27 protein-coding genes are annotated in these 24,498 nt (G+C 65.2%); 14 read left to right on the top strand and 13 right to left on the bottom strand.

Annotation, left to right across the window (positions count from 1 at the left end; genetic code table 11):
* Positions 1-149 precede the first annotated feature (149 nt).
* A complete protein-coding gene (locus CH283_RS01485) occupies positions 150-2,012 on the top strand; it encodes a BCCT family transporter (RefSeq protein ID WP_176460416.1) in 1,863 nt (620 codons plus the stop codon).
* Positions 2,013-2,055: 43 nt separating this feature from the next.
* Here the strand turns inward: CH283_RS01485 and CH283_RS01480 are convergent, their stop codons facing one another.
* Complete coding sequence (locus CH283_RS01480; RefSeq protein ID WP_094641009.1) at positions 2,056-2,385, bottom strand: winged helix-turn-helix transcriptional regulator; 330 nt, start codon at positions 2,383-2,385, stop codon at positions 2,056-2,058.
* 79 nt (positions 2,386-2,464) lie between these two features.
* Here CH283_RS01480 and CH283_RS01475 point away from each other — a divergent pair, with 79 nt between their 5' ends.
* The gene (locus tag CH283_RS01475; RefSeq protein WP_094641008.1) at positions 2,465-2,812 is read left to right on the top strand and encodes a DoxX family protein; all 348 of its coding nucleotides are present in this window, start codon (positions 2,465-2,467) and stop codon (positions 2,810-2,812) included.
* Here CH283_RS01475 and CH283_RS01470 read toward each other — a convergent pair.
* Genes CH283_RS01470 through CH283_RS01445 form a run of 6 tightly spaced genes read right to left on the bottom strand, consistent with a single transcriptional unit; the run spans position 2,792 to position 7,949 of the window.
* Positions 2,792-3,397 (bottom strand): DJ-1/PfpI family protein, encoded by a 606-nt coding sequence (locus tag CH283_RS01470; RefSeq protein WP_068048154.1) that lies wholly within the window; start codon positions 3,395-3,397, stop codon positions 2,792-2,794. The two genes, CH283_RS01475 and CH283_RS01470, sit on opposite strands and share 21 nt — an antisense overlap.
* A gap of 8 nt (positions 3,398-3,405) precedes the next feature.
* A complete protein-coding gene (locus CH283_RS01465; protein WP_094641007.1) occupies positions 3,406-4,083 on the bottom strand; it encodes a GOLPH3/VPS74 family protein in 678 nt (225 codons plus the stop codon).
* Entirely contained in the window at positions 4,080-4,499 is a 420-nt protein-coding gene (locus tag CH283_RS01460) for a DUF1801 domain-containing protein (protein WP_094641006.1), read from the bottom strand. The genes CH283_RS01465 and CH283_RS01460 overlap by 4 nt, the downstream gene beginning before the upstream one ends.
* Complete coding sequence (locus tag CH283_RS01455; RefSeq protein ID WP_094641005.1) at positions 4,496-4,840, bottom strand: UBP-type zinc finger domain-containing protein; 345 nt, start codon at positions 4,838-4,840, stop codon at positions 4,496-4,498. The genes CH283_RS01460 and CH283_RS01455 overlap by 4 nt, the downstream gene beginning before the upstream one ends.
* Positions 4,837-6,297 carry an ATP-binding protein gene (locus tag CH283_RS28975; protein WP_094641004.1) on the bottom strand — a complete coding sequence of 487 codons (1,461 nt, stop codon included), beginning with the start codon at positions 6,295-6,297 and terminating at the stop codon, positions 4,837-4,839. Before CH283_RS28975 ends, CH283_RS01455 begins: the two co-directional genes overlap by 4 nt.
* Complete coding sequence (locus CH283_RS01445) at positions 6,294-7,949, bottom strand: FAD-dependent oxidoreductase (RefSeq protein ID WP_094641003.1); 1,656 nt, start codon at positions 7,947-7,949, stop codon at positions 6,294-6,296. The genes CH283_RS28975 and CH283_RS01445 overlap by 4 nt, the downstream gene beginning before the upstream one ends.
* 424 nt (positions 7,950-8,373) lie before the next feature.
* Between CH283_RS01445 and CH283_RS01440 the strand changes: the two genes are divergently transcribed.
* Entirely contained in the window at positions 8,374-9,171 is a 798-nt protein-coding gene (locus tag CH283_RS01440) for a DUF1206 domain-containing protein (RefSeq protein WP_094641002.1), read from the top strand.
* 54 nt (positions 9,172-9,225) lie between these two features.
* On the opposite strand, the gene CH283_RS01435 is transcribed toward CH283_RS01440, so the two are convergent.
* Together CH283_RS01435 and CH283_RS01430 are read right to left on the bottom strand one after the other, a co-directional pair.
* A complete protein-coding gene (locus tag CH283_RS01435) occupies positions 9,226-9,420 on the bottom strand; it encodes a helix-turn-helix transcriptional regulator (RefSeq protein ID WP_068048135.1) in 195 nt (64 codons plus the stop codon).
* Positions 9,417-9,812 carry a hypothetical protein gene (locus CH283_RS01430; RefSeq protein ID WP_141215320.1) on the bottom strand — a complete coding sequence of 132 codons (396 nt, stop codon included), beginning with the start codon at positions 9,810-9,812 and terminating at the stop codon, positions 9,417-9,419. Before CH283_RS01430 ends, CH283_RS01435 begins: the two co-directional genes overlap by 4 nt.
* Before the next feature lie 169 nt (positions 9,813-9,981).
* Between CH283_RS01430 and CH283_RS01425 the strand changes: the two genes are divergently transcribed.
* From CH283_RS01425 to CH283_RS01405, 5 genes are all read left to right on the top strand, one after another.
* Entirely contained in the window at positions 9,982-10,446 is a 465-nt protein-coding gene (locus CH283_RS01425; protein ID WP_068048129.1) for an SRPBCC family protein, read from the top strand.
* 88 nt (positions 10,447-10,534) lie between these two features.
* A complete protein-coding gene (locus CH283_RS01420) occupies positions 10,535-10,801 on the top strand; it encodes a GlsB/YeaQ/YmgE family stress response membrane protein (protein ID WP_068048126.1) in 267 nt (88 codons plus the stop codon).
* Positions 10,802-10,933: 132 nt separating this feature from the next.
* Positions 10,934-11,650 carry a phosphatidylserine decarboxylase gene (locus tag CH283_RS01415; RefSeq protein ID WP_068048123.1) on the top strand — a complete coding sequence of 239 codons (717 nt, stop codon included), beginning with the start codon at positions 10,934-10,936 and terminating at the stop codon, positions 11,648-11,650.
* A gap of 8 nt (positions 11,651-11,658) precedes the next feature.
* Positions 11,659-12,513, top strand: coding sequence for a CDP-diacylglycerol--serine O-phosphatidyltransferase (pssA, locus tag CH283_RS01410; RefSeq protein ID WP_037186737.1), 855 nt, complete (start codon positions 11,659-11,661; stop codon positions 12,511-12,513).
* A gap of 33 nt (positions 12,514-12,546) precedes the next feature.
* A complete protein-coding gene (locus CH283_RS01405) occupies positions 12,547-14,721 on the top strand; it encodes an AAA family ATPase (RefSeq protein ID WP_094641426.1) in 2,175 nt (724 codons plus the stop codon).
* 53 nt (positions 14,722-14,774) lie between these two features.
* On the opposite strand, the gene CH283_RS01400 is transcribed toward CH283_RS01405, so the two are convergent.
* Positions 14,775-15,527, bottom strand: a complete 753-nt coding sequence (locus CH283_RS01400; RefSeq protein ID WP_094641000.1) for an isocitrate lyase/PEP mutase family protein — start codon at positions 15,525-15,527, stop codon at positions 14,775-14,777.
* Positions 15,528-15,588: 61 nt separating this feature from the next.
* Complete coding sequence (locus tag CH283_RS01395; RefSeq protein ID WP_369597663.1) at positions 15,589-15,999, bottom strand: NUDIX hydrolase; 411 nt, start codon at positions 15,997-15,999, stop codon at positions 15,589-15,591.
* A gap of 232 nt (positions 16,000-16,231) precedes the next feature.
* Here CH283_RS01395 and CH283_RS01390 point away from each other — a divergent pair, with 232 nt between their 5' ends.
* Genes CH283_RS01390 through mnhG form a run of 6 tightly spaced genes read left to right on the top strand, consistent with a single transcriptional unit; the run spans position 16,232 to position 22,600 of the window.
* The gene (locus CH283_RS01390; protein WP_094640999.1) at positions 16,232-19,081 is read left to right on the top strand and encodes a Na+/H+ antiporter subunit A; all 2,850 of its coding nucleotides are present in this window, start codon (positions 16,232-16,234) and stop codon (positions 19,079-19,081) included.
* Complete coding sequence (locus CH283_RS01385) at positions 19,078-19,701, top strand: Na(+)/H(+) antiporter subunit C (protein ID WP_094640998.1); 624 nt, start codon at positions 19,078-19,080, stop codon at positions 19,699-19,701. The genes CH283_RS01390 and CH283_RS01385 overlap by 4 nt, the downstream gene beginning before the upstream one ends.
* Positions 19,698-21,341 carry a Na+/H+ antiporter subunit D gene (locus tag CH283_RS01380; protein ID WP_094640997.1) on the top strand — a complete coding sequence of 548 codons (1,644 nt, stop codon included), beginning with the start codon at positions 19,698-19,700 and terminating at the stop codon, positions 21,339-21,341. The genes CH283_RS01385 and CH283_RS01380 overlap by 4 nt, the downstream gene beginning before the upstream one ends.
* A 2-nt stretch (positions 21,342-21,343) precedes the next feature.
* The gene (locus CH283_RS01375) at positions 21,344-21,985 is read left to right on the top strand and encodes a Na+/H+ antiporter subunit E (protein WP_373454856.1); all 642 of its coding nucleotides are present in this window, start codon (positions 21,344-21,346) and stop codon (positions 21,983-21,985) included.
* On the top strand, positions 21,982-22,239 hold the full coding sequence (locus CH283_RS01370) for a monovalent cation/H+ antiporter complex subunit F (RefSeq protein WP_032393772.1): 258 nt from the start codon (positions 21,982-21,984) through the stop codon (positions 22,237-22,239). The genes CH283_RS01375 and CH283_RS01370 overlap by 4 nt, the downstream gene beginning before the upstream one ends.
* A 19-nt stretch (positions 22,240-22,258) precedes the next feature.
* The gene (mnhG, locus tag CH283_RS01365) at positions 22,259-22,600 is read left to right on the top strand and encodes a monovalent cation/H(+) antiporter subunit G (RefSeq protein WP_068048100.1); all 342 of its coding nucleotides are present in this window, start codon (positions 22,259-22,261) and stop codon (positions 22,598-22,600) included.
* 16 nt (positions 22,601-22,616) lie between these two features.
* Here mnhG and CH283_RS01360 read toward each other — a convergent pair whose 3' ends face one another.
* Both CH283_RS01360 and sodC read right to left on the bottom strand, forming a co-directional pair.
* Positions 22,617-23,786: a glutamate--cysteine ligase gene (locus CH283_RS01360; protein ID WP_094640995.1), complete on the bottom strand. Its 1,170-nt coding sequence runs from the start codon at positions 23,784-23,786 to the stop codon at positions 22,617-22,619.
* On the bottom strand, positions 23,749-24,459 hold the full coding sequence (sodC, locus tag CH283_RS01355; RefSeq protein WP_068048094.1) for a superoxide dismutase[Cu-Zn]: 711 nt from the start codon (positions 24,457-24,459) through the stop codon (positions 23,749-23,751). The genes CH283_RS01360 and sodC overlap by 38 nt, the downstream gene beginning before the upstream one ends.
* Positions 24,460-24,498: the final 39 nt, after the last annotated feature.

The following is a 24,498-nucleotide window of genomic DNA, read 5'->3' as shown; positions in this document are numbered from 1 at the left end:
CCAGTTCGGCCGCCCTCGCACGTTTCGCCACCTGGGCCGATGTCGTTTATGGTGATTACCGGTACTTGACCGAAACAAGAGAAAAAGAACGGCAAGCCGATAGTGGTCAGCCGATTACGGTGACTCGAGTTGTAAGGAAGTCAAGTTAAGTGAAAGCAATAAAAGAAGCCTGGGGTGGCCTGCTCAAGCCGGTTTTCATCCCCGCATCGATCATCATCTTCGTGATGATCGCCTTCTCCGTGGTCTATGCGAGCACGGCGGCGGATTCGTTCGAGACGCTCAACGAAGCCATCACCGCAGGCGTCGGCTGGTGGTACATCCTGGCCGCGACCGGCTTCGTGCTGTTCGCCCTGTACTGCGGCCTGAGCCGAGTGGGCAACATCCGCCTCGGCCGCGACGACGAGAAGCCCGAGTTCGGCGTCCTGTCCTGGTTCGCCATGCTGTTCAGCGCCGGCATGGGCATCGGCCTGGTGTTCTACGGCGTCGCCGAGCCGCTCTCGCACTACGTGACGCCACCCGAGGCGGGCGGCGTTCCCGGTAGCACCGACCCCGCTGCTCGCCAGGCGATGGAGCTCACCCTCTTCCACTGGGGCCTGCACGCCTGGGCCATCTACGTCGTCGTCGGACTCGGCATGGCGTACATGACCTACCGCAAGGGTCGCCCGCTGACCGTCCGCTGGCTGCTCGAGCCGCTGCTCGGTCGCAAGCGCATCGAAGGTCCGATCGGCCACGCCATCGACACCGTCGCGATCGTGGGCACCCTGTTCGGTGTCGCAACGTCGCTCGGCTTCGGCGTTCAGCAGATCTCGGCCGGCCTCGACTACCTCGGTTGGGTCGAGACCACCAACCTGTTCGTGATCGTGCTCATCGCCGTGATCACCGGCATCGCCACCTTCTCGGTGGTCAGTGGAGTTTCCAAGGGACTCAAGTGGCTCTCGAACATCAACATGGGGCTGGCGGCTGCGCTCGCCCTGTTCGTGCTGCTCCTGGGACCGACACTGTTCCTAATGCAGTCCTGGGTGCAGAACCTCGGCGGCTACGTCCAGGCTCTGCCCGAGCTCGCCCTGCGTACCTCGCCGTTCTCCGACGACGGCTGGGCCGGCGGCTGGACCATCTTCTACTGGGGCTGGTGGATGAGCTGGGCACCGTTCGTCGGCATGTTCATCGCGCGTATCTCCCGTGGCCGCACCATCCGTGAATTCGTGTTCGGCGTGCTGCTGGCACCGACCATCGTCGGATCGCTGTGGTTCACCATCTTCGGTGACACCGGCATCCTGCGGCAGCGCAACGAGGGAGACCTGCTCGACGCCGAAGGGGCAGTGAACACCAACACGAGCCTGTTCCAGGTGCTCGACGGCCTCCCGATCGCCGCGATCACCAGTGTCATCGCCATCGCGGTCATCGTGTTCTTCTTCGTGACGTCCTCGGACTCGGGCTCGCTGGTGATCGACATCCTCTCGACGGGTGGCCAACTGGAAACCCCGAAGATCACCCGCGTCTACTGGGCCGTGCTGCAGGGCATCGCCGCAGCGGTACTGCTGCTCGTCGGCGGGACCAGCTCTCTGACAGCGTTGCAGACGATGTCGATTGCGACGGCCGTGCCGTTCTCCGTGGTGTTGGCGCTGGCGTGTGTGTCGATGCTCAAGGCGTTCCGCTACGACGTCGCCACCACCCCGCGATACGTGCGGGTGACCACCACCTCGGAGGTCACCGGGGACGACGCGGACACCCCCGCCCGGCCGACGCCACGCAAGAAGGCGACGTCGGGTATCTCGAGCACGTTCTCCGGCCTGACGCCGTCGCAGGAGGGGCTGACCTCGGCTGCTTCCGGCGGAACCGTCGTACTCGCAGTGCACGAGGTCTCCACCGAGCAGCTCGAAGTCCATCCCGAGACGGGAGCCGTCGAGTACTCGAGCGACAACGCTCCGGTCGACCCCCTGGGTGGAGAGGTCTTCGACACTCAGGAGTTCGCCGAATCGGCCGAGGGGCAGAACCAGAACAACCCCAGCTGAGCCGTTTTCACCACTCTCTGACCCTCGCGAACTTTCGCGGGGGTCAGAGGTTTTTCGAAGCCCAGTCGGTGAGAGCCTCCAGCGACGGCAGCAGTGCCTCTCCCGACGGCGTCAGGCTGTATTCCACCGAGATGGGCGGACCCTCCGTGACGGCCCGTGCCACCAGCCCTGCTCTGCCGAGCTCACCGAGGCGCTCGGACAGCACCGAGTCACTGATCCCGCCGACGGCGCGGCGCAGGTCCGAGAATCCCATCGGCCCGTTCATCAGAGTCGCCAGCAGCAGGCCGTTCCATCTCTTGCCGAGAAAGCCGAATGCTTTGGTCAGCGCTCCATCACAGGCACGAGGGTCGTGAGGCTGCTCGTTCGAGACCATGCCTCCACCCTACCGAGGTGCTAGAGTCCGCCTTGCTACTTCGCAATTACTAGTGACCTCAGAAATGAAAGCAGGGCACATGTTCATCGCCACCCTCGTCGTCTCGGTTCTGCTCGCTGTCGCACTCACGTTCTCCGCGATCGGAAAACTGACGAAGAATCCCTCCGTCGTCCCGATGCTCGAGCAGGTCGGGGTTCCCGCCGACAAGATCCCGTGGCTCGCCTACCTCGAGATCCTTGGTGCCGTCGGCCTCCTGGTCGGCTTGGTCGTCTGGCCGATCGGCGTCGCTGCCGCCGTCGGCGTCATCCTCTACTTCGTCGGAGCCGTCGTCGCGCACCTGCGCGCCGGGGACAAAGACTTCGCACCCGCCGCCGGACTGGCCGTGTTCTCCGTCGTCGCGCTGGTTCTACGGGTGCTCAGCGCCTGACCAGTCGTAATCCATCTGGCCCGCGGTGGCGAGAGCATGATCGGCTCCCGACCACCGCGCGACCAGATGCAGCGCCAGATCCAGACCGGCACTGATACCAGCCGACGTCGCCAGGTCGCCGTGATCGATGTACCGAACACCCTCGTGAACGACGAGCGCGGGCCACCGTTCGCGCAGAAGTTCCAAGTCCTCCCAGTGCGTGGTGACCGGACGACCGTCGAGCAGTCCCGCAGCCGCGAGCACGAACGCACCGGTGCACACCGACGCGACCAACTCGGCGGTGGGCCGAAGACCCTGCAGCCACTGCAGAACGCTGCCGTTCGCCTCGACTGCGTCCACGACGCCACCGGGAACCAGGACGAGGTCGTAGGGCCGTGGGTCGTCGATCGTGGTGTCGACGCCGATCCTCATTCCGCCCCGAGCAACAGCTGCCCTGTCGTCGATCCCGACGAGCGTCACCTCGAACGGCGCTGCGCTGCCTGCACGTTCGGCCACCCGGTTGGCCACCGAGAACACCTCGAACGGTCCGCACGCGTCGAGTACCTCGACATCGTCGAACAACAGAATGGCAATGCTTCTGGTCATTTTCTTCCTCAACTGCTCGTGGTGGAGACGATGACGGGCACCATGACCGCGGCCATCACTGCGGCATTGACGTCCGAGACGGCCTTGCGCACAGCCGCGCCGGCCCACTCCCCCTCGGCGATCTCCTTCGCGCGCCGCTTCAGCAGCTTCTTGTCCGCATCCTCGATCACCTTGTGTGTCAGATCCACCGCCGAGATCAACGAGATCAACGCAGCCGTGTGCGGCGACGGCGTCGTCCCGTCCACCAGTGCGCTGCGTAGCGCGTCTCGCAGCACCTTCTCACGCGAGGTGTCCTGGGCAGGCCACGTCGTCGTCGGGAACAGCCCCAACACCTTGTCCTTCTTCTCCGTGACGAAACCCTGTGCGACGAGTCGCGCAGCCAGTTCCTTCGCCAGATTCTTCTGCGACTTCTCGATCACCTTCTGCGGCTTCATCGGCCGCGACGCCGACGCGACCAGATCGAACACTCGACGCAAAAACTCATCTTCCGGCCTCGAGCCTGCGACGACCACGTGATCCTTCTTGATCTGCTCGTCCAGGCCGGTGATGCGCAGCGACCCGGTCATGGCGAGCTCGACGACCAGCGCACCTGCCAGTACCCGTGGCAACTTCGTGCTGTCGGCCAGCGGCTTGCCCGAGTCGTCGTCGAGCAACAGCAACAGCAGGTCCTCCGCGATCAAGGTCATGACGCGAGGCTACTCAGAATGTACGGGTAGTTGTATGCCAGCAGTTGTTCGAGAATCGCTATGTCCACATCGACGAGCTTGTTCACGTACAGGCAACCCGCTCCTCGCTTGTGCTTTCCCAGCCGTTCGAGCAAGCTCTCCGACTCCGGGGCGTACGTGGCGCCGTACACCGACAGATTCGCCTTGCGCGGTGAGAACCCGACGACGAAGTACTCTCCCCGGCGGCCACTGCCCGTCGTGTATCGATAGCTTCCGAAACCCACCATCGTCGGACCCCACATCACCGCCGGTTGCCCGGTGACGCGGCCCATGATCTCGGCGAGCGCGAACCCGTCCGCACGGCGAACCGGGTGCTCCACAGCCGCCAGGAAATCCTCGGCCGATACGTCGGTGGGTCGCGTCAGGTTCTCGTTCAATTGATCAGGGCCTGCCAGTTCGACGGCACCCGCTCGCGCGGACCGGGAACCGTCTGATCGAGTGGACGATGCTGCGGCGGAGCCAGTTCCGGCCCGTCGTACATCTGCTCGTCCTCGTAGTTGTAGAACCATTCCTCGCCGGGCTCGTAGCTGCGCACGAACTGGTGCCGGGTGGACTCTGCATGTTTGCTGGCATGCTGCGACGGCGAGGAATCGCAACATCCGATGTGCCCGCACTGCGCGCACCGCCGCAGATGTACCCACCACCCCTGCGTCTGCGTGCACTCCACACAACCCGGTCCCGACGGCGGAATCTTCGGGTCGATGCCTTCGATGGTCATGGTTCCTCCTCGATTGCAGGGTCGACGGGCAACCGCACGACGAATCGTGTGTCACCGGGTTCGGACACCAACCGCAGCTCACCCTGATGCTTGTTCACCACGATGCGCCACGAGATGTCCAGGCCGAGCCCCGTGCCCTCGCCGACCGGCTTGGTGGTGAAGAAAGGCTCGAAAATGCGCGACCGAATCTCCTGCGGCACACCGGGTCCGGTGTCGCAGATCTCGATCTGGACCTGATCCTCGTCCAACGACGTCCGCACCGTCAGCACCCCCTTCTCCTCGGGGGTAGCCGCCATCGCCTGCACGGCATTGTCGATCAGATTGGTCCACACCTGGTTGAGTTCGGCGGCGTAGGCCGGGATCGGCGGCACCGCGGGGTCGTAGTCCTTGACCACCGTGATGTCGTCACCGATCTTGCGGCCCAACATGATCAGGGTGCTGTCCAGTAGTTCGCGCACATCCACCGTTCGATACGGCGCACGATCCATCTGCGAATACTGCTTCGCGGCACCGACGAGCGTGGAGATGCGGGTGGTCGAATCCGAGATCTCGTTCATCAACAACTCGGTTTCGACGGTGTAGTTGAGCCACCGAATTGCGCCCTCGAGCAACGCTGGATCGTCGACCGTCGCGGAAACCCGATCGAGCCACGGCACGTCGAGACCGGCCGAGACGAATGTCGGAGCCAGATCCCAACCGTCACCGATACCCTTGTCCTCGAACCACTCTCCCAGTTCGTCCTCACGGTCCGACGCCTCCATCGCGGTCAGCTTCGGGGCCTTGGCGACCAGCTCCACGGCCTCGTTCTGCAGTCCGACCAGATGCGCCAAGCTGCCGCGATCGAGAGTGCCACCGGCGATCATCGCCAACTTCTGCCGCATGTGCGCCACCCGATTTCGCAACGCCGACGTCGCCCGCACCGCAGCCGCCGCGGGATTGTTCAGCTCGTGCGTCAACCCGGCCGACAGAGAACCCAACGCCAACAAGCGTTCTCGCTGTTCCACTATCTGCTTGGTGTTCTGATTGCCGAAGAACAATCCCTCGAGCAGATGTAACGCCATCGGGAACCACTCCCGCACGATGGACGCGAAGCACTCGGCGTCGAGCACGAAGAACCGGGAGCGCTCGGTCACCCGCATCGAACCCTGGTACGTCTGCGGCACCCGATCGCCCAGGTACGCCTGCCACGCACCCGCGTACACCCCGCGTTGCGAGGTGCGATTGACCACCAGGTCCTCGCCACCGGAAAGCTTCGAGAGGACGACGGCCCCCTCCATCAGAACGTAGAAGCACGTCGCGGGATCACCTTCCGCATACACCGGCCCCGGCTCGATCGTTTCGATGCGCCCGTCTCGGCACAGCTCCACCAGCTGCGCGTCGGTGAGCTGCTCGAACAGGAACAGCGTCCGTAACTCCTCCGGGTCACATGCGGGCGTGTTCTGCGTCTGTTCGGTCATGGGTTCGCCAGATATCTGTGCACCAACATCACGGCCATCGCTCCCTCTCCCACCGCCGACGCGACGCGTTTGGCCGAGTCGGATCGCACGTCACCGGCAGCGAACACACCGGGCACACTCGTTTCGAGGTGGTGTGGGAGACGGGCGGGCGTCCACCCGGCAGGCCCGCGCCCGTCGACGACGAGATCCGGCCCGGTGACCACGAATCCATGCTCGTCCCGCACGAGGACCCCGTCGAGCCACTCGGTGCGCGGTGCCGCGCCGATGAACAGGAACAGGTACTGCGCGTCGACCGTCGTCGTCTCCTCGGTCGCTCGGTTGTGCAGCGTGATCGACTCGAGGTGTCCGTCTCCCGATACGCCGACGACCTCGGTGCACGGCCGCACGCTGATCTTCGGGTTCTCCTCGATCTGCTTGATCAGGTAGTACGACATCGACGCTTCGAGCGAGGTGGCCCGGATCAGAATGGTGACCGACTTGGCCCCGCGCGAGAGATACACCGCCGCCTGACCGGCCGAGTTCGCCCCTCCCACGATGTAGACGTCCTGCTCGGCGCAGCGCGCGGCCTCCGTCATCGCCGATCCGTAGAACACGCCGCGTCCGGTGAAGTCGTCGATTCCGGGTGCGTCCAACCGCCTGTAGGCGACACCGGTGGACAGGATGATCGTCTGCGCGCTGATGCTGCGGCCGTCCGCGAATCGCACTGTTCGCGCAGCACCGTTTGCTTCGAGGCCGACGACGTCCTGGGTGGTGACCACCTCGGCACCGAACTTCAGTGCCTGACGACGAGCCCGCTCGGCGAGCTGGGCTCCCGAGACCCCGTCGGGAAAACCCAGGTAGTTCTCGATCCGTGAACTCTGTCCGGCCTGACCGCCCGTCGCGGTCCGCTCGATCAGGGTGGTCCGCAGGCCTTCGGACGCGCCGTACAGCGCGGCTCCGAGTCCGGCCGGACCGCCACCGATGACGACCAGATCGTAGAACTCCTCCGACGGCGCAACGGTCAGACCGAGCCGATCACCGAGTTCGGCATCGGACGGCTCGATCAACGCGGCACCCTCGGTGGTGATGACCACCGGCAGCCGTCCGTCGTCCACGCCCGCCGCGGCCAACAGCCGCGCCCCCTCGGACTCGTCGGACATGTACCAGCGATACGGCAGCTGATTGCGAGCGAGGAACTCGCGGATCTCCGACGAGCGCGCCGACCAGCGGTGGCCGACGATCTTGGTGTCCTCGACGGCTCGGTGGTCGTACGCACACCAGGCCTCGAGCTGGGCGTCGAGCACGGGGTAGAGCTTTTCCTCGGGCGGATCCCACGGCTTGAGCAGGTAGTAGTCGAGATCGACGACGTTGATCGCGTCGATCGCGGCGTCGGTGTCCGCGTATGCGGTGAGAAGAATGCGACGGGCCGTCGGAAAGATGTCCATGGCCTGCTCGAGAAATTCCATGCCGCTCATCTGCGGCATGCGGTAGTCGGCCAACAGAATGGCGACGGGGGTACCGCGCAACGCGAGTTCTTTCAACGCGTCGAGAGCGCCTGCACCGGACTCCGCCCGCACGATGCGGTACTGCTCCCCGTAGCGCCGACGTAGGTCGCGGGCGACCGACCTCGACACTCCTGGGTCGTCGTCGACGCTGAGAATGACCGGTTTCATGACCCTCCAGAACTGGTGCTCATCAACGACATGAGCATGCCACCGCGTCACCCCGAATGGGAGGCAAGCGGGCCTGGAAACAGCGGGGTCAGATTCGGCCGCGTCGAATCAGGTCGAGTTCCTGTGGGGTGAGGAGCCGTTCGAGCTTCTCGGCGGGCCACGTACGCGGGCTGCCGCTCATCCTGGCGGTTTTCAACAGGGGGAGATCACTGCTGGTACGACGCATTATCGACTGTAATTTCACGGTGGATCACTCCGAACAATTTCTTCGTTGGTCCCGACACTCCGCTTGCTACATCGATCAGTGTCCGCCCGGTGTTAACGCCTCGGTGGGATCTTGTTCGGCGTTTCGCAGGTCGAGACAGTTTCCTGCGCCTACGGTCGGGGTAAACGGCTGCCCAAATCAACTGATCGGGGAACGTTCGTGAACACGTCGGGAAATTCTGTGGCCAGTTCCGTGCAGAACAACGGAGCATTCGAAAAAGCGGCGCGCGCCGGTCACTTCGTCAGCGGAGTGCTGCACATTCTGATCGGATACATCGCCGTTCGGTTGGCGTTCGGCCAGGCCGGCAACGCAGACCAGTCCGGTGCACTCGCCGAGCTGGCCGAGAAGCCCGGCGGAAAGATCGCGCTCTGGGTGGCGGTGGTGGCGTTCGTGGCGCTGGCGCTGTGGCGCATCGCCGAAGCGATCGTCGGCAAGAAATCCGACGCCGACGCCGGTAGTGCCATGGATCGTCTCAAAGCAGGCGCGCTGGCCGTCGTCTACATCGCGTTCGCCTTCTCGACCTACGGCTTCGCCACCGGCTCGGGCAAGTCCAGCGGACAACAGAACGCGGGCTGGTCGGCCCGACTGATGGAATCCGGCGGCGGCAAGCTCGTGCTCATCGCCGTCGCGCTGGTCGTCATCGGAGTGGGCGGATACCACGTCTACAAGGGCGTCTCGAAGAACTTCCTCGACGATCTCGAAGGACACCAGAGCGGGGCCGTCGTCAAACTCGGCATCGCCGGATACGCAGCCAAGGGCGCTGCCCTCGTCGGAGCCGGACTCCTCGTCGTGGTGGCAGTTCTGCAGTCCGATCCGTCCAAGGCCACCGGCATCGACGGTGCTCTCAAGACTCTCGGCTCGCAGCCGTACGGTCAGGTCCTGTTGATCCTCGCCGGCGTGGGCATCGCGCTCTACGGGCTCTACGCCTTCGTATTGGCTCGCTTCGCTCGCATGTGAGCGAAACTTCGTAGCCTGCTACGAGTTTCCGTTCACCTGTGGAAGGTTGCTCGATCACCGTGGATCGAACAACTCGTCGACGCTGACCTCGAACAGCCGGGCCAGGCGGAACGCGAGAGAGAGCCGCGGGTCGAAGTGGCCCTTCTCGATCGAGATGATCGTCTGCCTGCTGACGCCGACCGCGTCGGCGCACTGCTGTTGTGACAAACCGGCAGCAGTGCGCAGCCGGTGCACGTGATTCGAAGTCACCGCTGCGTACGCGAGACGACCAGGTACCGCACGGCCACGTCGGCCATGGCCAACACCAGAAACGCGACTACCGGAACCAACTCCGTGTCGAGTATCGCCGAGGCAGCCGACGCGAGGCCGAGTGCGATCATCAGGTCGAAGAAGGCACCGGACGACGCGTGCTGCAACCACTGGAACTCGACGGAATCCTCCGGATTCTCCGGCATCTTCGGTGATCGTTGCGGAACCAATGTCCACATCGCGCCGACGAGGGCAGGGGCCACCGCCGCGGCGAACACCAGACCTACCTGCCACCCGCCTTCTTCTCGCACCGATGCGGCGACGATCCCGACACCGGCGGCGAGGGCAGTTCCGAGAACTGTTGCGGACACTCGTGACAGTCCGACCCTCATGACAACCTCCCGTGCGTGTACGAGTTCTTTGACATATCTCACCCCCATTCGATTCCGATGTCAAACTTCTCTTACATTCCCCGTCGCCCCGTTTCGCTATGAGCTCGGACACACATATGCTGTGACCGATTTGTCGTAACGTTCAGTCACACATACCTGGAGGCCCACGTTGAGCAAGACTCTCGAAGCCACGATCGACATCGCCGCGAGCCCCGAGACCGTCTGGTCGATCGTGTCCGATCTGCAGCGCATGGGCGAGTGGAGCCCGCAGTGCAAGAAGATGAAGGTCTTCGGCGGACCGGTCGGCAAGGGCACCAAGACGCTCAACGTCAACCGCAAGGGGATGCTCGTCTGGCCGACCACCGCCAAGGTCGTCACCTTCGAACCCAACCGCGAACTCGCGTTCCGCGTCGTGGAGAACAAGACGATCTGGTCCTACACGCTCACTCCCACCGCGACCGGAACAACCGTCGTCGAGAAGCGGGAGGCACCGACGGGCACCACGGCAGTGTCGTCACTGCTGGTCAAGCGCATCCTCGGGGGCATCGACGAGTTCGACGTCGAACTCGTCGAGGGCATGAACAAGACCCTGCGTCGAATCAAGGCCGAGAGCGAGAAGTCCAGCCAGAAATAACTTTTCTCAGGAATGTTTCAGGTTTGTTTCCCGCGGGCATCCGTCGTTTCGACAAGCAACAAACACGAACGGAAAGTGGGGGCACCCTATGTTGGGACTCGGATTTGTAGGCTGGATCATCATCGGCGGACTCGCCGGCTGGATCGGTAGCAAGATCATGAAGACGGATGCTCAGATGGGCATCATCCTGAACATCGTCGTCGGCATCGTCGGCGGCCTCCTGGGCGGCTTCCTGCTCAGCACGTTCCTCGACGTCGAGGGCGGCGGAATCATCTTCAGCTTCATCACCTGCCTGCTCGGCGCGTGCATCCTGCTGTTCCTGGTCAAGCTCGTGACGGGCCGCAGCCGCGTCTGATCTCACTCGCACCTCTCGACTGCCGGGGCCCTCACGTACGCTGTGATGGCTCCGGCAGTCGCGTGTTGACGCACGATTCGCTCGCAGCACCACGACCTACCGACACCTGTCCGACAAAAGTTAGAGGAGACCGTGGCACGCCGTCCCGCCCCGATTGGTCAACCGCCCCGCACCGGAGCGGCTCACATCGTCGACTTGGTCCGTGAAACGATTCCACCGCTACACCCCGCAGGGCTGCCGTTCGTCGGCGGTCCGCTGGCCGTCGCCGTTCTCGGTCGACGCTCCAAGTGGGTCCGCAACGCCGGCCTCGTTGCCGCCGGAGCCTGCGCCACCTTCTTCCGCCACCCGTCGCGAGTGCCGCCGAATCGCCCCGGCGTCGTCGTCGCTCCCGCCGACGGCCTGGTCACACTCGTCGACACTGCCGTTCCTCCGGCCGAGCTCGCTCTCGGCTCCGAGCCGGTCCCGCGCGTCAGCATCTTCCTCTCCGTCCTCGACGTCCACGTACAGCGTGTTCCCGTCGCCGGAAAAGTCGTGGAAGTGGTGCACCGTCGCGGTCAGTTCAAATCCGCCGACCTCGCCGAGGCCAGCGAGGTCAACGAGCGCAACAGCATGCACATCAGAACCGCTTCCGGTCAGGATGTCGCCGTCGTGCAGATCGCCGGCCTGATTGCGCGACGCATCATCAACAACGCCAAGGTCGGCGACACCTTGTCGATCGGCGACACCTACGGACTGATCCGATTCGGATCCCGCGTGGACACCTACTTCCCGGCGGGCACCACCCTGCTGGTCGAACGCGGCCAGCGGGCCGTCGGTGCCGAAACAGTGCTCGCCGAGCTCTCGCAGTAGAAACCGACATGATCACCAGACGCGCCAAGCCACCTGCTGCCATTCGTCTGCTGCCGTCCGTCGTCACGATTCTCGCGCTGTGCTCCGGCCTGTCCGCGGTCAAGTTCGCCCTCGACGGCCAGCTCGGTACCGCGCTCGCCATGATCGGTGCCGCTGCGATCCTCGATGCGTTGGACGGTCGCATCGCCCGATTGCTCGACGCCACCAGCAAGATCGGTGCCGAACTGGATTCGCTGTCCGACGCCATCTCGTTCGGTGTCGCCCCGGCGCTGGTGCTGTACGTGACACTGCTCGAGGGCAGCAGCGGCGGCTGGATCGTGGCGCTGGTCTACGCGGTGAGCATCGTGCTCCGCCTCGCGCGCTTCAACACTCTGCTCGACGAGGACGACACTCCCGCTTACGCGCGCGAGTACTTCACCGGTGTTCCCGCACCGGCCGGAGCGCTCATCGCCATGGCACCGATCGCGGGTTTCGAGCAGTTCGGCGACGGCTGGTGGGCCTCGTTCTACGTCGTCGCCGGATGGGCGATCCTCACCGCCGGTCTCATCGTCAGCCGCATCCCCACGCTCGCGCTCAAGACGGTCTCGGTGCCGCCGCGACTGGCCGCGATCCTGCTGGTGCTCGTCGCACTGCTCGCAGCCGCGCTCATCACCTTCCCGCTGATCCTGCTGATGGGCCTGGTGCTGGCCTACCTGGTGCACATCCCGTTCGCGGTGCGCTCGCAGCGGTGGACCGCCGCGCGCCCGTACACCTGGGACGCCAAGCCGGCCGAGCGCCGCGCCGAGCGTCGCGCCATCCGACGAGCGCCGGGTAACAATCGCCGGTCGCAGGCTCGTCTGGGACTGCGTCGGCCTCGCAGCTGATCCGCGCGCAGCCGACCCGTTAGTGTGGCTGTGGTGACCGAATCTCGCTCGACGACGCCTGAGCTCGTTCTCACTGCCCGCCTCAACACCTCGGCGGCCGATGCCCGACGCGGCGTCGTGCGCCTGCATCCGGAAGTCCTTGCGGCGCTGGGCCTGCGGGAATGGGATGCGGTGTCGCTCATCGGTTCTCGTCGCACAGCCGCCGTCGTCGCCTCGGCTCCCGAGGGATCACCTCAGGGCACCGCGTTGCTGGACGACGTGACGCTCTCCAACACCGGCCTTCGCGAAAATGCTTCTGTCGCAGTCGGACCCGTCACCGTCTACGGGGCCAAGGCCGTCACTGTGACCGGCTCCGCGCTCGCCACCGGTTCCATCTCCGACGCCACCCTGCGACAAGCGTTGCTCGGCAAGGTACTGACGGTGGGCGACACGGTCTCACTCCTCCCCCGTGATCTCGGCCCCGGAACCTCGACGACATCTGCGACGCAGGCGCTGTCGAGGACATTCGGGGTCGCGTGGACCACCGAACTGTTGACGGTCTCGGCCGTCGACCCGTCGAATGAGCCGGTCAGTGTGCAACCCAATTCGGCGGTCGGGTGGGGCTCCGGCACCGTCGCTGCCTCGGCATCCGCACCTGTGTCAGCGCCACAGAAAGCCACGGCGGCCAGAGTGAGCGCAGCCGATCTGGTGGGAGTGAGCGCGCAGGCGGCCAAGCTGACCGAGTGGCTGCGGCTGGCGTTGGACGAGTCGGAGTTGCTGGCAACGCTCGGCGCATCGCCGCATCTGGGGGTGTTGATCACCGGACCGGGTGGGGTCGGCAAGGCGACGTTGGCGCGCGCGGTCGTCGGTGAACGCGCATGCGTCGTGCTGGACGGACCGTCGATCGGCGCGCTCGAGGCGTCGGCCCGGGTCGATCGCGTCACCGCGGCAGTGGACGAACTCGCCGGTTCCGGGGTTCTGCTCATCACCGACGTCGACGCGTTGTTGCCCTCCGAGCCCGAACCGGCGTCCACGTTCGTCCTCGATGTACTGCGCCGGGCCGTCGACACTCCGGGTCTCGCCCTGATCGCGACGACGGCCCATCCGGAGGCGACCGATCCCAGACTGCGCGGTCAGGACCTGTGCGATCGTGAACTCACCCTGACCCTGCCCGACGCGGCAGGCCGCAAGGGATTGCTGGAGCATCTCCTCCGAAAGGTTCCGCAGGGCGACGTCGACCTGGGCGAGATCGCCTCACGGACACCGGGTTTCGTGGTCGCCGATCTGGCCGCCCTGACGCGGGAGGCGGCGCTGCGGGCAGCGGCGCGCGCATCGAACGATTCGGCCGCGGCCTCGTTGACGCAGGACGATCTGGTGGGCGCTCTTCAGGTCATTCGCCCGCTGTCGCGTTCGGGAAGCGAAGAACTGGCGATCGGTAGTCTCACGCTCGACGACGTCGGCGACATGGTGGAGACCAAGCAGGCACTCACCGAGGCGGTACTGTGGCCGCTGCGTCACCCGGATTCGTTCGCGCGATTGGGAATCGAGCCGCCGCGGGGAGTTCTTCTGTACGGTCCACCCGGCTGCGGCAAGACGTTCCTAGTGCGTGCGCTGGCGAGCTCCGGGCAACTCAGCGTGCACTCGGTCAAGGGCGCAGAGCTGATGGACAAATGGGTCGGCTCCTCGGAAAAGGCTGTCCGAGAACTCTTTCAACGCGCCCGAGATTCCGCTCCCTCGCTGATCTTCCTGGACGAAGTGGATGCTCTCGTGCCCCGACGCGGCCAGAGCTCGGATTCCGGCGTCGGCGATCGAGTCGTCGCGGCGCTGCTGACCGAACTCGACGGCGTCGAACCGTTGCGCGACGTCGTCGTACTCGGGGCAACCAACCGACCCGACCTGATCGATCCCGCACTGCTCCGGCCCGGCCGGCTCGAGCGGCTCGTGTTCGTGCCGCCGCCGGATTCCGATGCCCGCGTTGACATCCTGAGGGCGTCGGGCAAATCCATCCCGCTCGCCGAGGACGTCGATCTCGAGTCGTTGGCGCGCGACCTCGACGGCTACTCCGCGGCCGACTGCGCGGCGTTGCTGCGTGAGGCCGCGCTGACGGCGATGCGTCGGTCGATGGATGCGGCCGACGTCACCGCCGCCGATGTCGCCGCCGCTCGGGCGACGGTCAGACCGTCACTCGATCCCGAGCAGGTGGCGCATCTGCGGGCCTACGGGTCGTGAGCGGAAACTCGTAGCAGGCTACGAGTTTCCGCTCACCTGCGGCGAAGCCGCTCTCACTTCCAGCGGCCGAGGATTTCCTCTGCCCGCTTGGCCAGCTCCATCTGGAAGATCGGGCCGAAGCTGATGCGACCCACGCCCAGGGAGGCGAAGTGCGACAGGTCGCCTTCGGCCGGGTTGGCGATGGCGTTGATCGGCAGCGGGAGTTCCTCGGCGAGACGCTTGTAGTCCGCGTCGTTGTGGAAGCCGACGGGGTAGAGCGAGTCGGCACCGGCTGCGGCGCACAGCTTCAACCGGGCGATGGCTCGGTCGACGCGGTCACTCTCGTCGCCGATTGCCTTGACGAACAGGTCGGTGCGGGCGTTGATGACCACGTGGACGTCGGTGGCGTCGGATGCTGCGCGCAGTGCTCCGACGAAGTCTGCGTGTTCCTGCGCTTCGCGGAGGCGTCCGCCTTCGCTGTGCACGGTGTCCTCGATGTTGAGGCCGACGGCTCCGGCAGAGATCAGTCCGTCGATGAGTCGCTTGGGGTCCTCGCCGTAGCCGGATTCGATGTCGACCGACAGCGGAACGTCGACGGCTGCGGAGATCTGCGAGATGCGGGTGAGCAGTTCGTCGAAGGTGATGCCCTCGTTGTCGGGCTTGCCGATGGAGTCCGAGACGGGGTGGCTTCCGACGGTCAGCGCGGTGAACCCGGCGGAGACGGCGAGGTTGGCAGACCAGGCGTCCCACACCGTCGGCAATACGACCGGGTTGCCCGGCTTGTGCAGCTCGAGCAGGGTGGTGGCTTTCTGGGACAGGTTCGTCATGAGACTCCTTCGCGGTGACCGAGAGAGAACGTACGTTCTCTCTACGACCAACATACGCGCTTCAGTCGATCAAATCGAGCGCTTTCATCCGGTCGAACACCATCAGCGACCCCGGAGCAACGTCCGGCATGGCGGCGTACTCGTCGCGAGTGAAGTACCTGATCTCTGCGATCTCGCTGGTCGGCGTCGGCTCGGACGCCAGATCGGCGAGGAAACACGTGATCTCGAGCGGGGTTCCTGCCGGGTGCCCCCAGGCCTCACACTCGAACACCCCGAGGAGCCGGGCGTCCGTCACCGCTGCATCGAGCTCTTCCCTGATCTCGCGATGCAGTGCTTGCTCGGGTGTCTCGCCCGGGTCGATCTTTCCGCCCGCCATGTAGAACGCGGACTTTCCGGCCGATCGTGTCTGAATCATTCGACGATCGCGGACGTACGCCAGCCCGGCGGTCCGAATGAGCCTCGAATCGGTCACCGACGCGCTCTCCTCACTCCCGGACCCGCAGCGTTCTGTACCGCCTGGCACGCCGCCTACCTCGCAAAGTAAAGTGGACAACGACAACTCGCGGCTGCCGCTCGGCAACCGGTTCATTATTTCTCAAAGCTTCACATCGAACTTCACACGGACTTCGCACACCCTACTCATCGCCGCCCTACGACCACCGCTCGGTTTCACCGCCGATGCGACCGAGACGACGGAGTGATTTTTGCTCGCCATTCTTCTTGCGCATGCCGCCGCCGCGCTGCTCGCGCCACTGTTCGTCCGCTGGTGGGGTCGCAATGCCTTTTTCCCACTCGCGCTCGTACCCCTGCTCAGCCTGATCTGGGTGTTCGGCAACTGGGGAACCGAACAGAAACTGAACATCGAATGGGTCCCTGGCCTGTCGATGAACATCGACATGCGGTTCGACTCTCTCGCGGCCATCATGTCGCTGCTGGTTCTCGGCATCGGCGCACTGATTCTGCTCTACTGCGCGCGTTACTTCGAGGACGACGAGCCTCGGCTCGGGCTGTTCGCCGCCGAAATGGTCGCGTTCTCCGGTGCGATGTTCGGCCTCATCACCAGCGACAACATGCTGGTGCTCTACATCTTCTGGGAAATCACGACGGTCCTGTCGTTCCTGCTCGTCGGCCACTACGCCGAGCGTGCGTCGAGCAGACGAGCGGCCACCCAGGCACTGCTCGTCACCACCGCGGGTGGCCTGGCGATGCTGGTCGGCATCATCATCCTCGGCCAGGTGTCCGGCACCTACAACCTCTCCGAGCTGGTCGCGAACGCGCCGGGCGGCTGGTTGCCCGGTGTCGCGATCGTGCTGGTCCTCATCGGCGCACTGAGCAAGTCGGCCATCGTGCCACTGCACTTCTGGCTCCCCGGAGCCATGGCCGCCCCGACACCGGTCAGCGGCTACCTTCACGCCGCTGCCATGGTCAAAGCGGGCATCTACCTGGTGGCGCGCCTGGCCCCGGGGTTCGCCGATTCCGGCCCGTGGCGCGCCACGGTGATCAGCCTCGGACTGCTGTCGATGATCCTGGCCGGGTGGCGCGCTCTGCGCGCATTCGACCTCAAGCTGATCCTCGCGTTCGGCACCGTCAGCCAGCTCGGCTTCCTCATGGTGTTGGTCGGCATCGGCTCGGAGAAGGCGATGCTCGCCGGCCTGACGATGGTGATCGCCCACGCGATGTTCAAAGCGGCGCTGTTCATGGTCGTCGGCATCATCGATCACACCACCGGCACCCGCGACATCCGCAAACTTGCTCACCTGGGCAAGAAGGCTCCCTGGCTCGCCGCGATAGCCGCGCTGGCCGCGGCCAGCATGGCCGGACTTCCGCCGATGCTCGGGTTCGTCGGCAAGGAGACGGCGTTATCGGCCGTGATCAGCACGCCGACGCTCGATCCCACGGTCGCGGCCGTCGTCGTCGCAGGCTTGGTGATCGGCTCGATACTCACGGTCACCTACAGCATTCGGTTCGTCTGGGGCGCGTTCGCGCGCAAGCAGCTCAAGCGAGCGAGTCCGTCGGTCAAGGCGATGCACGCGCCGGCCGCACTGTTCCTCGCCGCACCCGCCTTCCTTGCGGTGCTCGGTCTGGTCGCCGGGTTCGCATCCTCGGTCGTCGACCACATCGTCAGTCCCTACGCTCGCACCCTCCCGTCGTACGGCCAGGAGCCCTACCACCTGGCCCTCTGGCACGGTTTCAATCTTCCGCTCGCGCTGACCGTCGTCGTCGTCACCGGTGGTGTCGGGTTGTTCATCGCGCATCGGGTGGTCAACCGGCTCAAGTTCGAGCATCCTCCGCTCGGCAACGCAGACCGCATCTACGACAACGTGCTCAAGTCCATGGACACCCTGTCGATCCGCCTCACCGGCACCACGCAGCGCGGTTCGCTCCCTCTCACTCAGGGCACGATCCTGCTGACGCTGGTGCTGCTGCCGATGATCGTGCTGATCCTCGGCGCAGAACCGGACTTGGACTACACCCTGTGGAACAACCCGTTGCAGCTGATCATCGGGGCCATCATGATCGCGGGTGGCCTCGGAGCCACGGTGATGCGCAACCGCTTGGCCAGCGTCATTCTCGTCGGTCTCACCGGCTACGGCTGCGGAGTCATCTTCGCCATCCACGGTGCCCCGGACCTGGCGCTGACCCAATTCCTCGTCGAGACCTTGACCCTCGTGATGTTCGTGCTCGTCCTGCGCAAGCTCCCGGCCGAGGTCGACGACCGGGGTTCGGCCGGATCGCGCGGGCCTCGCGCGGTGCTCGCCGTCGCCGTCGGGGCGACCGTGAGCATCCTGGGTGCGTTCGCGATGAACGCCCGAAACACAGACCCGGTGTCGCTGCTCCTGCCGGACGCCGCATACAACCTGGGCGACGGCCAGAACGTCATCAACGTGATCCTCGTGGACATCCGCGCCTGGGACACTCTCGGCGAGATCTGCGTCCTGCTCGTCGCGGCTACTGGCGTGGCGAGCCTGGTCTTCCGCAACCGCCGGTTCGGTAGCGCTCCGCGGGTGTCCGACGCCCCCTCGTCGTCCTCCGATGCGAACTACGCGGCGGAGACGACGTGGCTGCTCGGCGGCGATCTGATCGATCCGCGACATCGCTCGTTGATTCTCGAGGTCACGACGCGATTGATCTTCCCGACGATCATGGTGCTCTCTATCTACTTCTTCTTCTCCGGTCACAACGCTCCCGGAGGCGGTTTCGCCGGTGGCCTCACCGCCGGCCTGGCGCTGGTGCTGAGGTACTTGGCCGGTGGCCGCTACGAGCTCGGTGAGACAGTTCCGATCGACGCCGGAAAGATCCTCGGACTCGGCTTGATCTTCGCGGCCGGAACCGCGGTGGCGTCGATGTTCCTCGGAGCCCCGGCGTTGTCCTCGGCGACGTTGGAGGTGACGTTGCCGATCCTCGGCGACATCAAGTTGGTCACCGCATTGTTCTTCGACCTCGGTGTGTATCTCATCGTGGTCGGGTTGGTACTCGACGTGCTCCGTAGTCTCGGCGCGCGTCTCGACGCACAGGTGGAAATGCAGAGCCAAGGCCGAGTGAGCGCCCCATGACCGCTGATCTCGGAATGCTCGTCATTGTCGGTGTCCTCATCGCGGCGGGTGTGTATCTGCTGCTCGAGCGCAGTATCACCAAGATGCTGCTGGGCCTGCTACTCGTCGGCAACGGCGTCAACCTGCTCATGCTCACGATCGCCGGCCCTGCGGGAGCCCCGCCAATCGTGGGTCGGGACAACGCGGTGAACCAGGAGATGGCGGACCCGCTGGCCCAGGCGGTGATCCTGACGGCAATCGTCATCACGATGGGAATCGCGGCGTTCGTGCTGGCTCTGGCCTACCGGTCGTTCACCCTCAATACCAAGGACGACGTCGAGAACGACCCCGAGGACACCAAGGTGTCCCGGCGCCGCTCGATGGCCGAGGCCCCCGACCGCGACCGCTCGGACGACCCGGTGACGGGCGAGCCGAGCTTCGGCGGCGACGCATTCGACTCGAAGGGCAACCCCATTCCGCTCGAGGAGATCAGAAACCTCGAGGATCTCGAGTGCTACGAGGATCTGCACGACGGTGATTTCGACAACGACGACGACAATCCGCAGCTGCGCGGGCTGGACGGACTCGACACCGCCGAGAAGGACAACAGCCGCCCAGATGAGAAGGGAGACCACGCATGACGATCTCCCCCGCAGTGATCGACGTTCTGACTCCGCTGCCGGTACTGATTCCGATGCTCGCCGCCGCGTCGACCCTGGTGCTGGGGCGACGGCCTCGCGCTCAGCGATTCATCACCATCGTCGCGCTCACCGCGGTGGTCGCGATCTCGTCGGTGATGCTCTATCTCGCCGATCGCGACGGCACCAGCGCACTGCAGGTCGGCGGTTGGGATTCCCCGCTCGGCATCTCCCTCGTGGTGGACCGTCTGTCGGCGATGATGCTCGTCGTCTCGTCCATCGTGCTGCTGGCCGTCATGGTCTACTCGATCGGCCAGGGCATCCGCGACGGTAGCGAGAATCAGCCCGTCTCGATCTTCCTGCCGACCTACCTCGCGTTGACCGCAGGTGTCTGCAACGCGTTCCTTGCAGGCGACCTGTTCAACCTGTTCGTCGGCTTCGAGGTGCTGCTCGCGGCCTCGTTCGTGTTGCTGACACTCGGCGCGAGTGCCGACCGCGTGCGTGCGGGCGTGTCTTACGTGATGGTGTCGATGGTGTCCTCGCTGATCTTCCTGATCGGCATCGCGCTGGTCTACGCAGCCACCGGGACGCTGAACCTGGCCCACATCGCGGTACGCATGGACGACATCACCCCAGGAACCAGAACCGCGATCTTCGCGGTTCTACTGGTCGCGTTCGGCATCAAGGCCGCGGTGTTCCCGCTCTCGACGTGGCTGCCCGACTCGTATCCCACCGCCCCGGCACCGGTCACCGCCGTGTTCGCCGGCCTGCTGACGAAAGTCGGTGTGTACGCGATCATCCGCGCGCACACCCTGCTGTTCCCCGACGGCTCACTCGACAACGTACTGATGGTCTGCGGCCTGCTGACGATGCTCGTCGGCATCCTCGGCTCCATCGCACAGAGCGACATCAAGCGACTGTTGTCGTTCACCCTCGTCAGCCATATCGGCTACATGATCTTCGGCGTCGCTCTGTCGACACAATCGGGATTGTCCGGCTCGATCTATTACGTCGCCCACCACATTCTGGTGCAGACGACGCTGTTCCTCGTCGTTGGTCTCATCGAGCGTCAGGCCGGTTCGTCGTCGCTTCGACGCCTCGGCGGTCTGGCTGCGGCCAGCCCGGTGCTGGCGATCGTGTTCCTGGTGCCGGCCCTCAATCTCGGTGGCATTCCGCCGTTCTCGGGTTTCATCGGAAAGGTCGCACTGCTGCAGGCCGGTAGCGAGCAGGGCAGCGTGTTGGCCTGGTTGCTCGTCGCGGGTGGAACCGTCACCAGCCTGTTGACGCTGTACGTCGTCGCCCGAGTCTGGACCAAGGCGTTCTGGCGAGCTCGCGCCGACGCTCCCGAGGGCGACCTGGCGGACAACAGCCCGTCCGCTCTTCTCGACGACTCGTCCGACATCCAGTTCGGTGACCGCGAGGACGTGGGCCGGATGCCCGCCTTCATGTTGCTTCCGACCATCGGGCTCGTCGCCGTCGGCCTGGCCATGACGGTGTTCGCCGGCCCCATCATCGACATCAGCGATCGCGCCGCGGCAGATCTTCGCGATCGGTCGGTGTACATCGATGCGGTGCGCGGTGCGGAATGGGTCGGCGATCAGGCCTACGAGCAGTCGCGCACGAACGAGGAGGGCACCCGATGAAGATGAACCGCTCCGTTCTGCTGCGCCTGTGGACGCTCGCGTGGCTGACGGCAATCTGGGTTCTGTTGTGGGGCAACGTCTCTGCGGCGAACGTCCTGGGCGGCATCGCGGTGGGACTGCTCATCATGGTGCTGCTGCCGTTGCCTCGCGTTCCGGTCGAGGGCCGCATCCACGTGTTCTCACTCGTCAAGCTGGCCGTCGTATTTCTCTACTACGCAGGGGAATCCAGCGTCAATGTGGCCTGGTTGGCGATCCGCCCGAAAGCACCGCCGGTCACCGGAGTGCTGCGCTGCCGCATCGCGATCAAATCCGATCTGGTGCTCACCCTGTTCGTCGACGCGATGAACCTCGTGCCCGGCACCATGGTGCTCGAGATCGACCGAACCCGACGCCTGCTCTACGTGCACGTGCTGGACATGGGCACGCAGAAGGCCGTCGACGGCTTCTACGCCTACGTACGAAACCTGGAGAAACTCTTCATCGCGGCGTTCGAGCGAGACTCCGACTGGAAGCCGAGCCCGCTGCATTTCCAGGAGTACGAGCAGTACCACGGAGTGCTCGGCGACGATCCGGCATCGACGGACCGCGACGCCCCGAGGGACGACAAGAAGACCGACGACAAGAGGAAGGGGGACTGGTCGTGACCGTCGTCCTGGCGATAGCCGGAGCCCTTCTGATCGGTGCCGCGATTCTCACCGCCTACCGACTGCTCGACGGACCGAGCACGCTCGACCGTCTCGTCGCGATGGACACGATCCTGGCCGTCTCGATGTGCGGTCTCGGTGTGTGGGCCGTCTACAGCCGCGACACCACCCTCGTACCGGCCATCGTCGCGCTGTCCTTGGTCAGCTTCGTCGGGTCGGTCAGCATCGCGCGATTCAGAGTGAGGGACGAATGAGTGACACAGTGAGGGACGAATGAGCACCGTAGCCCAGGTCATTGCCTCCGCCTTCATCCTGTTCGGAGCACTGCTCGCCTTCACCGCGGCCGTCGGCATCGTGCGCTTCCCCGATACCCTCTCGCGGATGCACGCGGCCACCAAGCCGCAGGTGGTCGGTCTGATCATGGTGCTGATCGGGGCCATCATCAGCCTTCGCGGCAACGTCGACATCTGGATGCTCGTGCTGGTGGGCATCTTCACGCTGGTCACCGCTCCGGTGATCGCGCATACCGTGGGCCGCGTCGCCTATCGAGAACAGCGGGGCCGCGACGGACTGCTGATCGTCAACGAGATGGAACCGAACGACCCCGACGAGTAGCGCGAGCCGCGCCGGATCAGGCGCGGAGGTCGGTGACCAACGATTCCACGACGGCTCGCAGGTCACCGTTGGATTTCGCGGCCACCGCCCGCTGACGCTGGTAGGACGCCCCGAGCCGCGGAATGTCGGCCACCGCGGCCAACTCGTCGACGCAGTTCAACCGGACGGCCGTCGGCGTCAGCTTCTCGAGCAGGTCGTTCAGGTCGTCGGTGACCAGACGTTCGTTGCTGTCGGAGTCGAGGATGATCTCGGCATCGAGGCCGTACCGGGCAGCCCGCCACTTGTTCTCCTGCACGTGCCACGGCGGTATCGACGGCAGGGTCTCCCCCGCTTCGAGACGTTCGTCGAGATGGACGATGAGGCAGTGCGTCAACGCGACGAGAGCCGCGAGCTCCCGCTTGGTCGACGCCCCGTCGCACACCCGAACCTCGATGGTTCCCCACTTGGGGGCGGGCCGGATGTCCCAGTGCATGCCGCCGAGTTGCTCGATGACGCCGGTCTTGAGCTGATCACGAACGAATCCCTCGAACTGCGGCCAGTTCTCGAACTGGAACGGCAGCCCGGCCGTCGGCAGCTGCTGGAACATCAACGCACGATTGCTGGCGTAGCCGGTGTCGTTGCCCGCCCAGATCGGTGAGGACGCCGACAGTGCCAGCAGGTGCGGGTACTGCAGCAGCAGTGAGTTGAGAATGGGAAAGACCTTGTCGGGAGACGACACTCCCACGTGCACGTGCACACCCCAGATCAGCATCTGCCGACCCCACCACTGCGTCCGAGCGATCAACTCGTCGTAACTCGGGGAACTGGTGAGCTGCTGGGTGGACCACTCCGCGAACGGATGGGTCCCCGCCGAGAACAGATCGATCCCCAGCGGATCCGCCGCGCGCTCGACGAGCGATAGAGACTCACCGAGGTCTGCCATCGCCTCCCCGACGTTCTCGCACACTCCGGTGACGAGTTCGACGGTGTTGCGGAGCAGTTCCTTCGTCACCCGCGGGGTGTCCCCGGCCAGGTCGCGGACACCGTCCATGACCGCCTCGGCGGAGTTGACCAGGTCTCGCGTGTTCTTGTCGACCAGCGCGATCTCCCACTCGACGCCGAGCGTCGGGCGCGGTGAACTCGCGAAGTCGATCCGGGGAGCGCTCAAACTACTGCAGTACCGCGCACGCCGCCCGCGAGCCGGCATCGCCGGTCATCAGAGTCGTCATGTCCGGCACGGCGGCACCGTCGGGCAGGGTGTACCGCGGCGGGATGTTGGCGAAGTTGTCGGCACCGTCGTGCACGATCACCGAGGTTCCGGCACCGTCGGCACGCAGATCGTCGAGTGTGATCGCGTCGGTGGTGGTGACGAGCATTCCGGTGCCGTCCTCGCCGACCTGGATGGACGTCAGGTCACCGCTGGCCGGGTGCTCGGTGCGGCCGTCGACCTGCAGGTGACCGCCCGCGGACAGGAATGCGCCGGGCTCCCCGCCTGTCGGTGCCACGGAGTTCGGCTCGCAAGCGGCGACGGTGTGAACGTGGAAGCCGTGGAAGCCCGGGGTCATGCCCTCGACCTCGGCGGTGACGGTGAGCTTGTCGCCCTCGGACATGAACGACACCGTGCCGACCTCGGCACCGGAGGCGTCGCGCAGTGCGGCCTCGATGATGTCGCCGGAGCTCGACTCGGCCGGGCTGTCGCCGGCGACGGCTTCTGCCGACGGATCGGCCTCTCCGGTCCACACCGGCGGGACGGTGCCGGGGACGTCGGACGGGACCTCGCCGTTGCTACAGGCGGAGAGCCCGAGAGCTGCGATCGCGAGGACCGGGGCCACGTAACGCAACGATCGGGTCGCGGCAGTGCGTCGCTTGAACATGTCCATCGGAAATCGCTCCTCTTTCAGGCAGTTTCGCCGGGCTCG

Source organism: Rhodococcus sp. 05-2254-2 (assembly GCF_002259095.1).
Taxonomy (GTDB): Bacteria; Actinomycetota; Actinomycetes; order Mycobacteriales; family Mycobacteriaceae; genus Rhodococcoides.
Note: the sequence above shows the minus strand (reverse complement) of the source record. Positions and strands in the feature narration are given on the sequence as shown.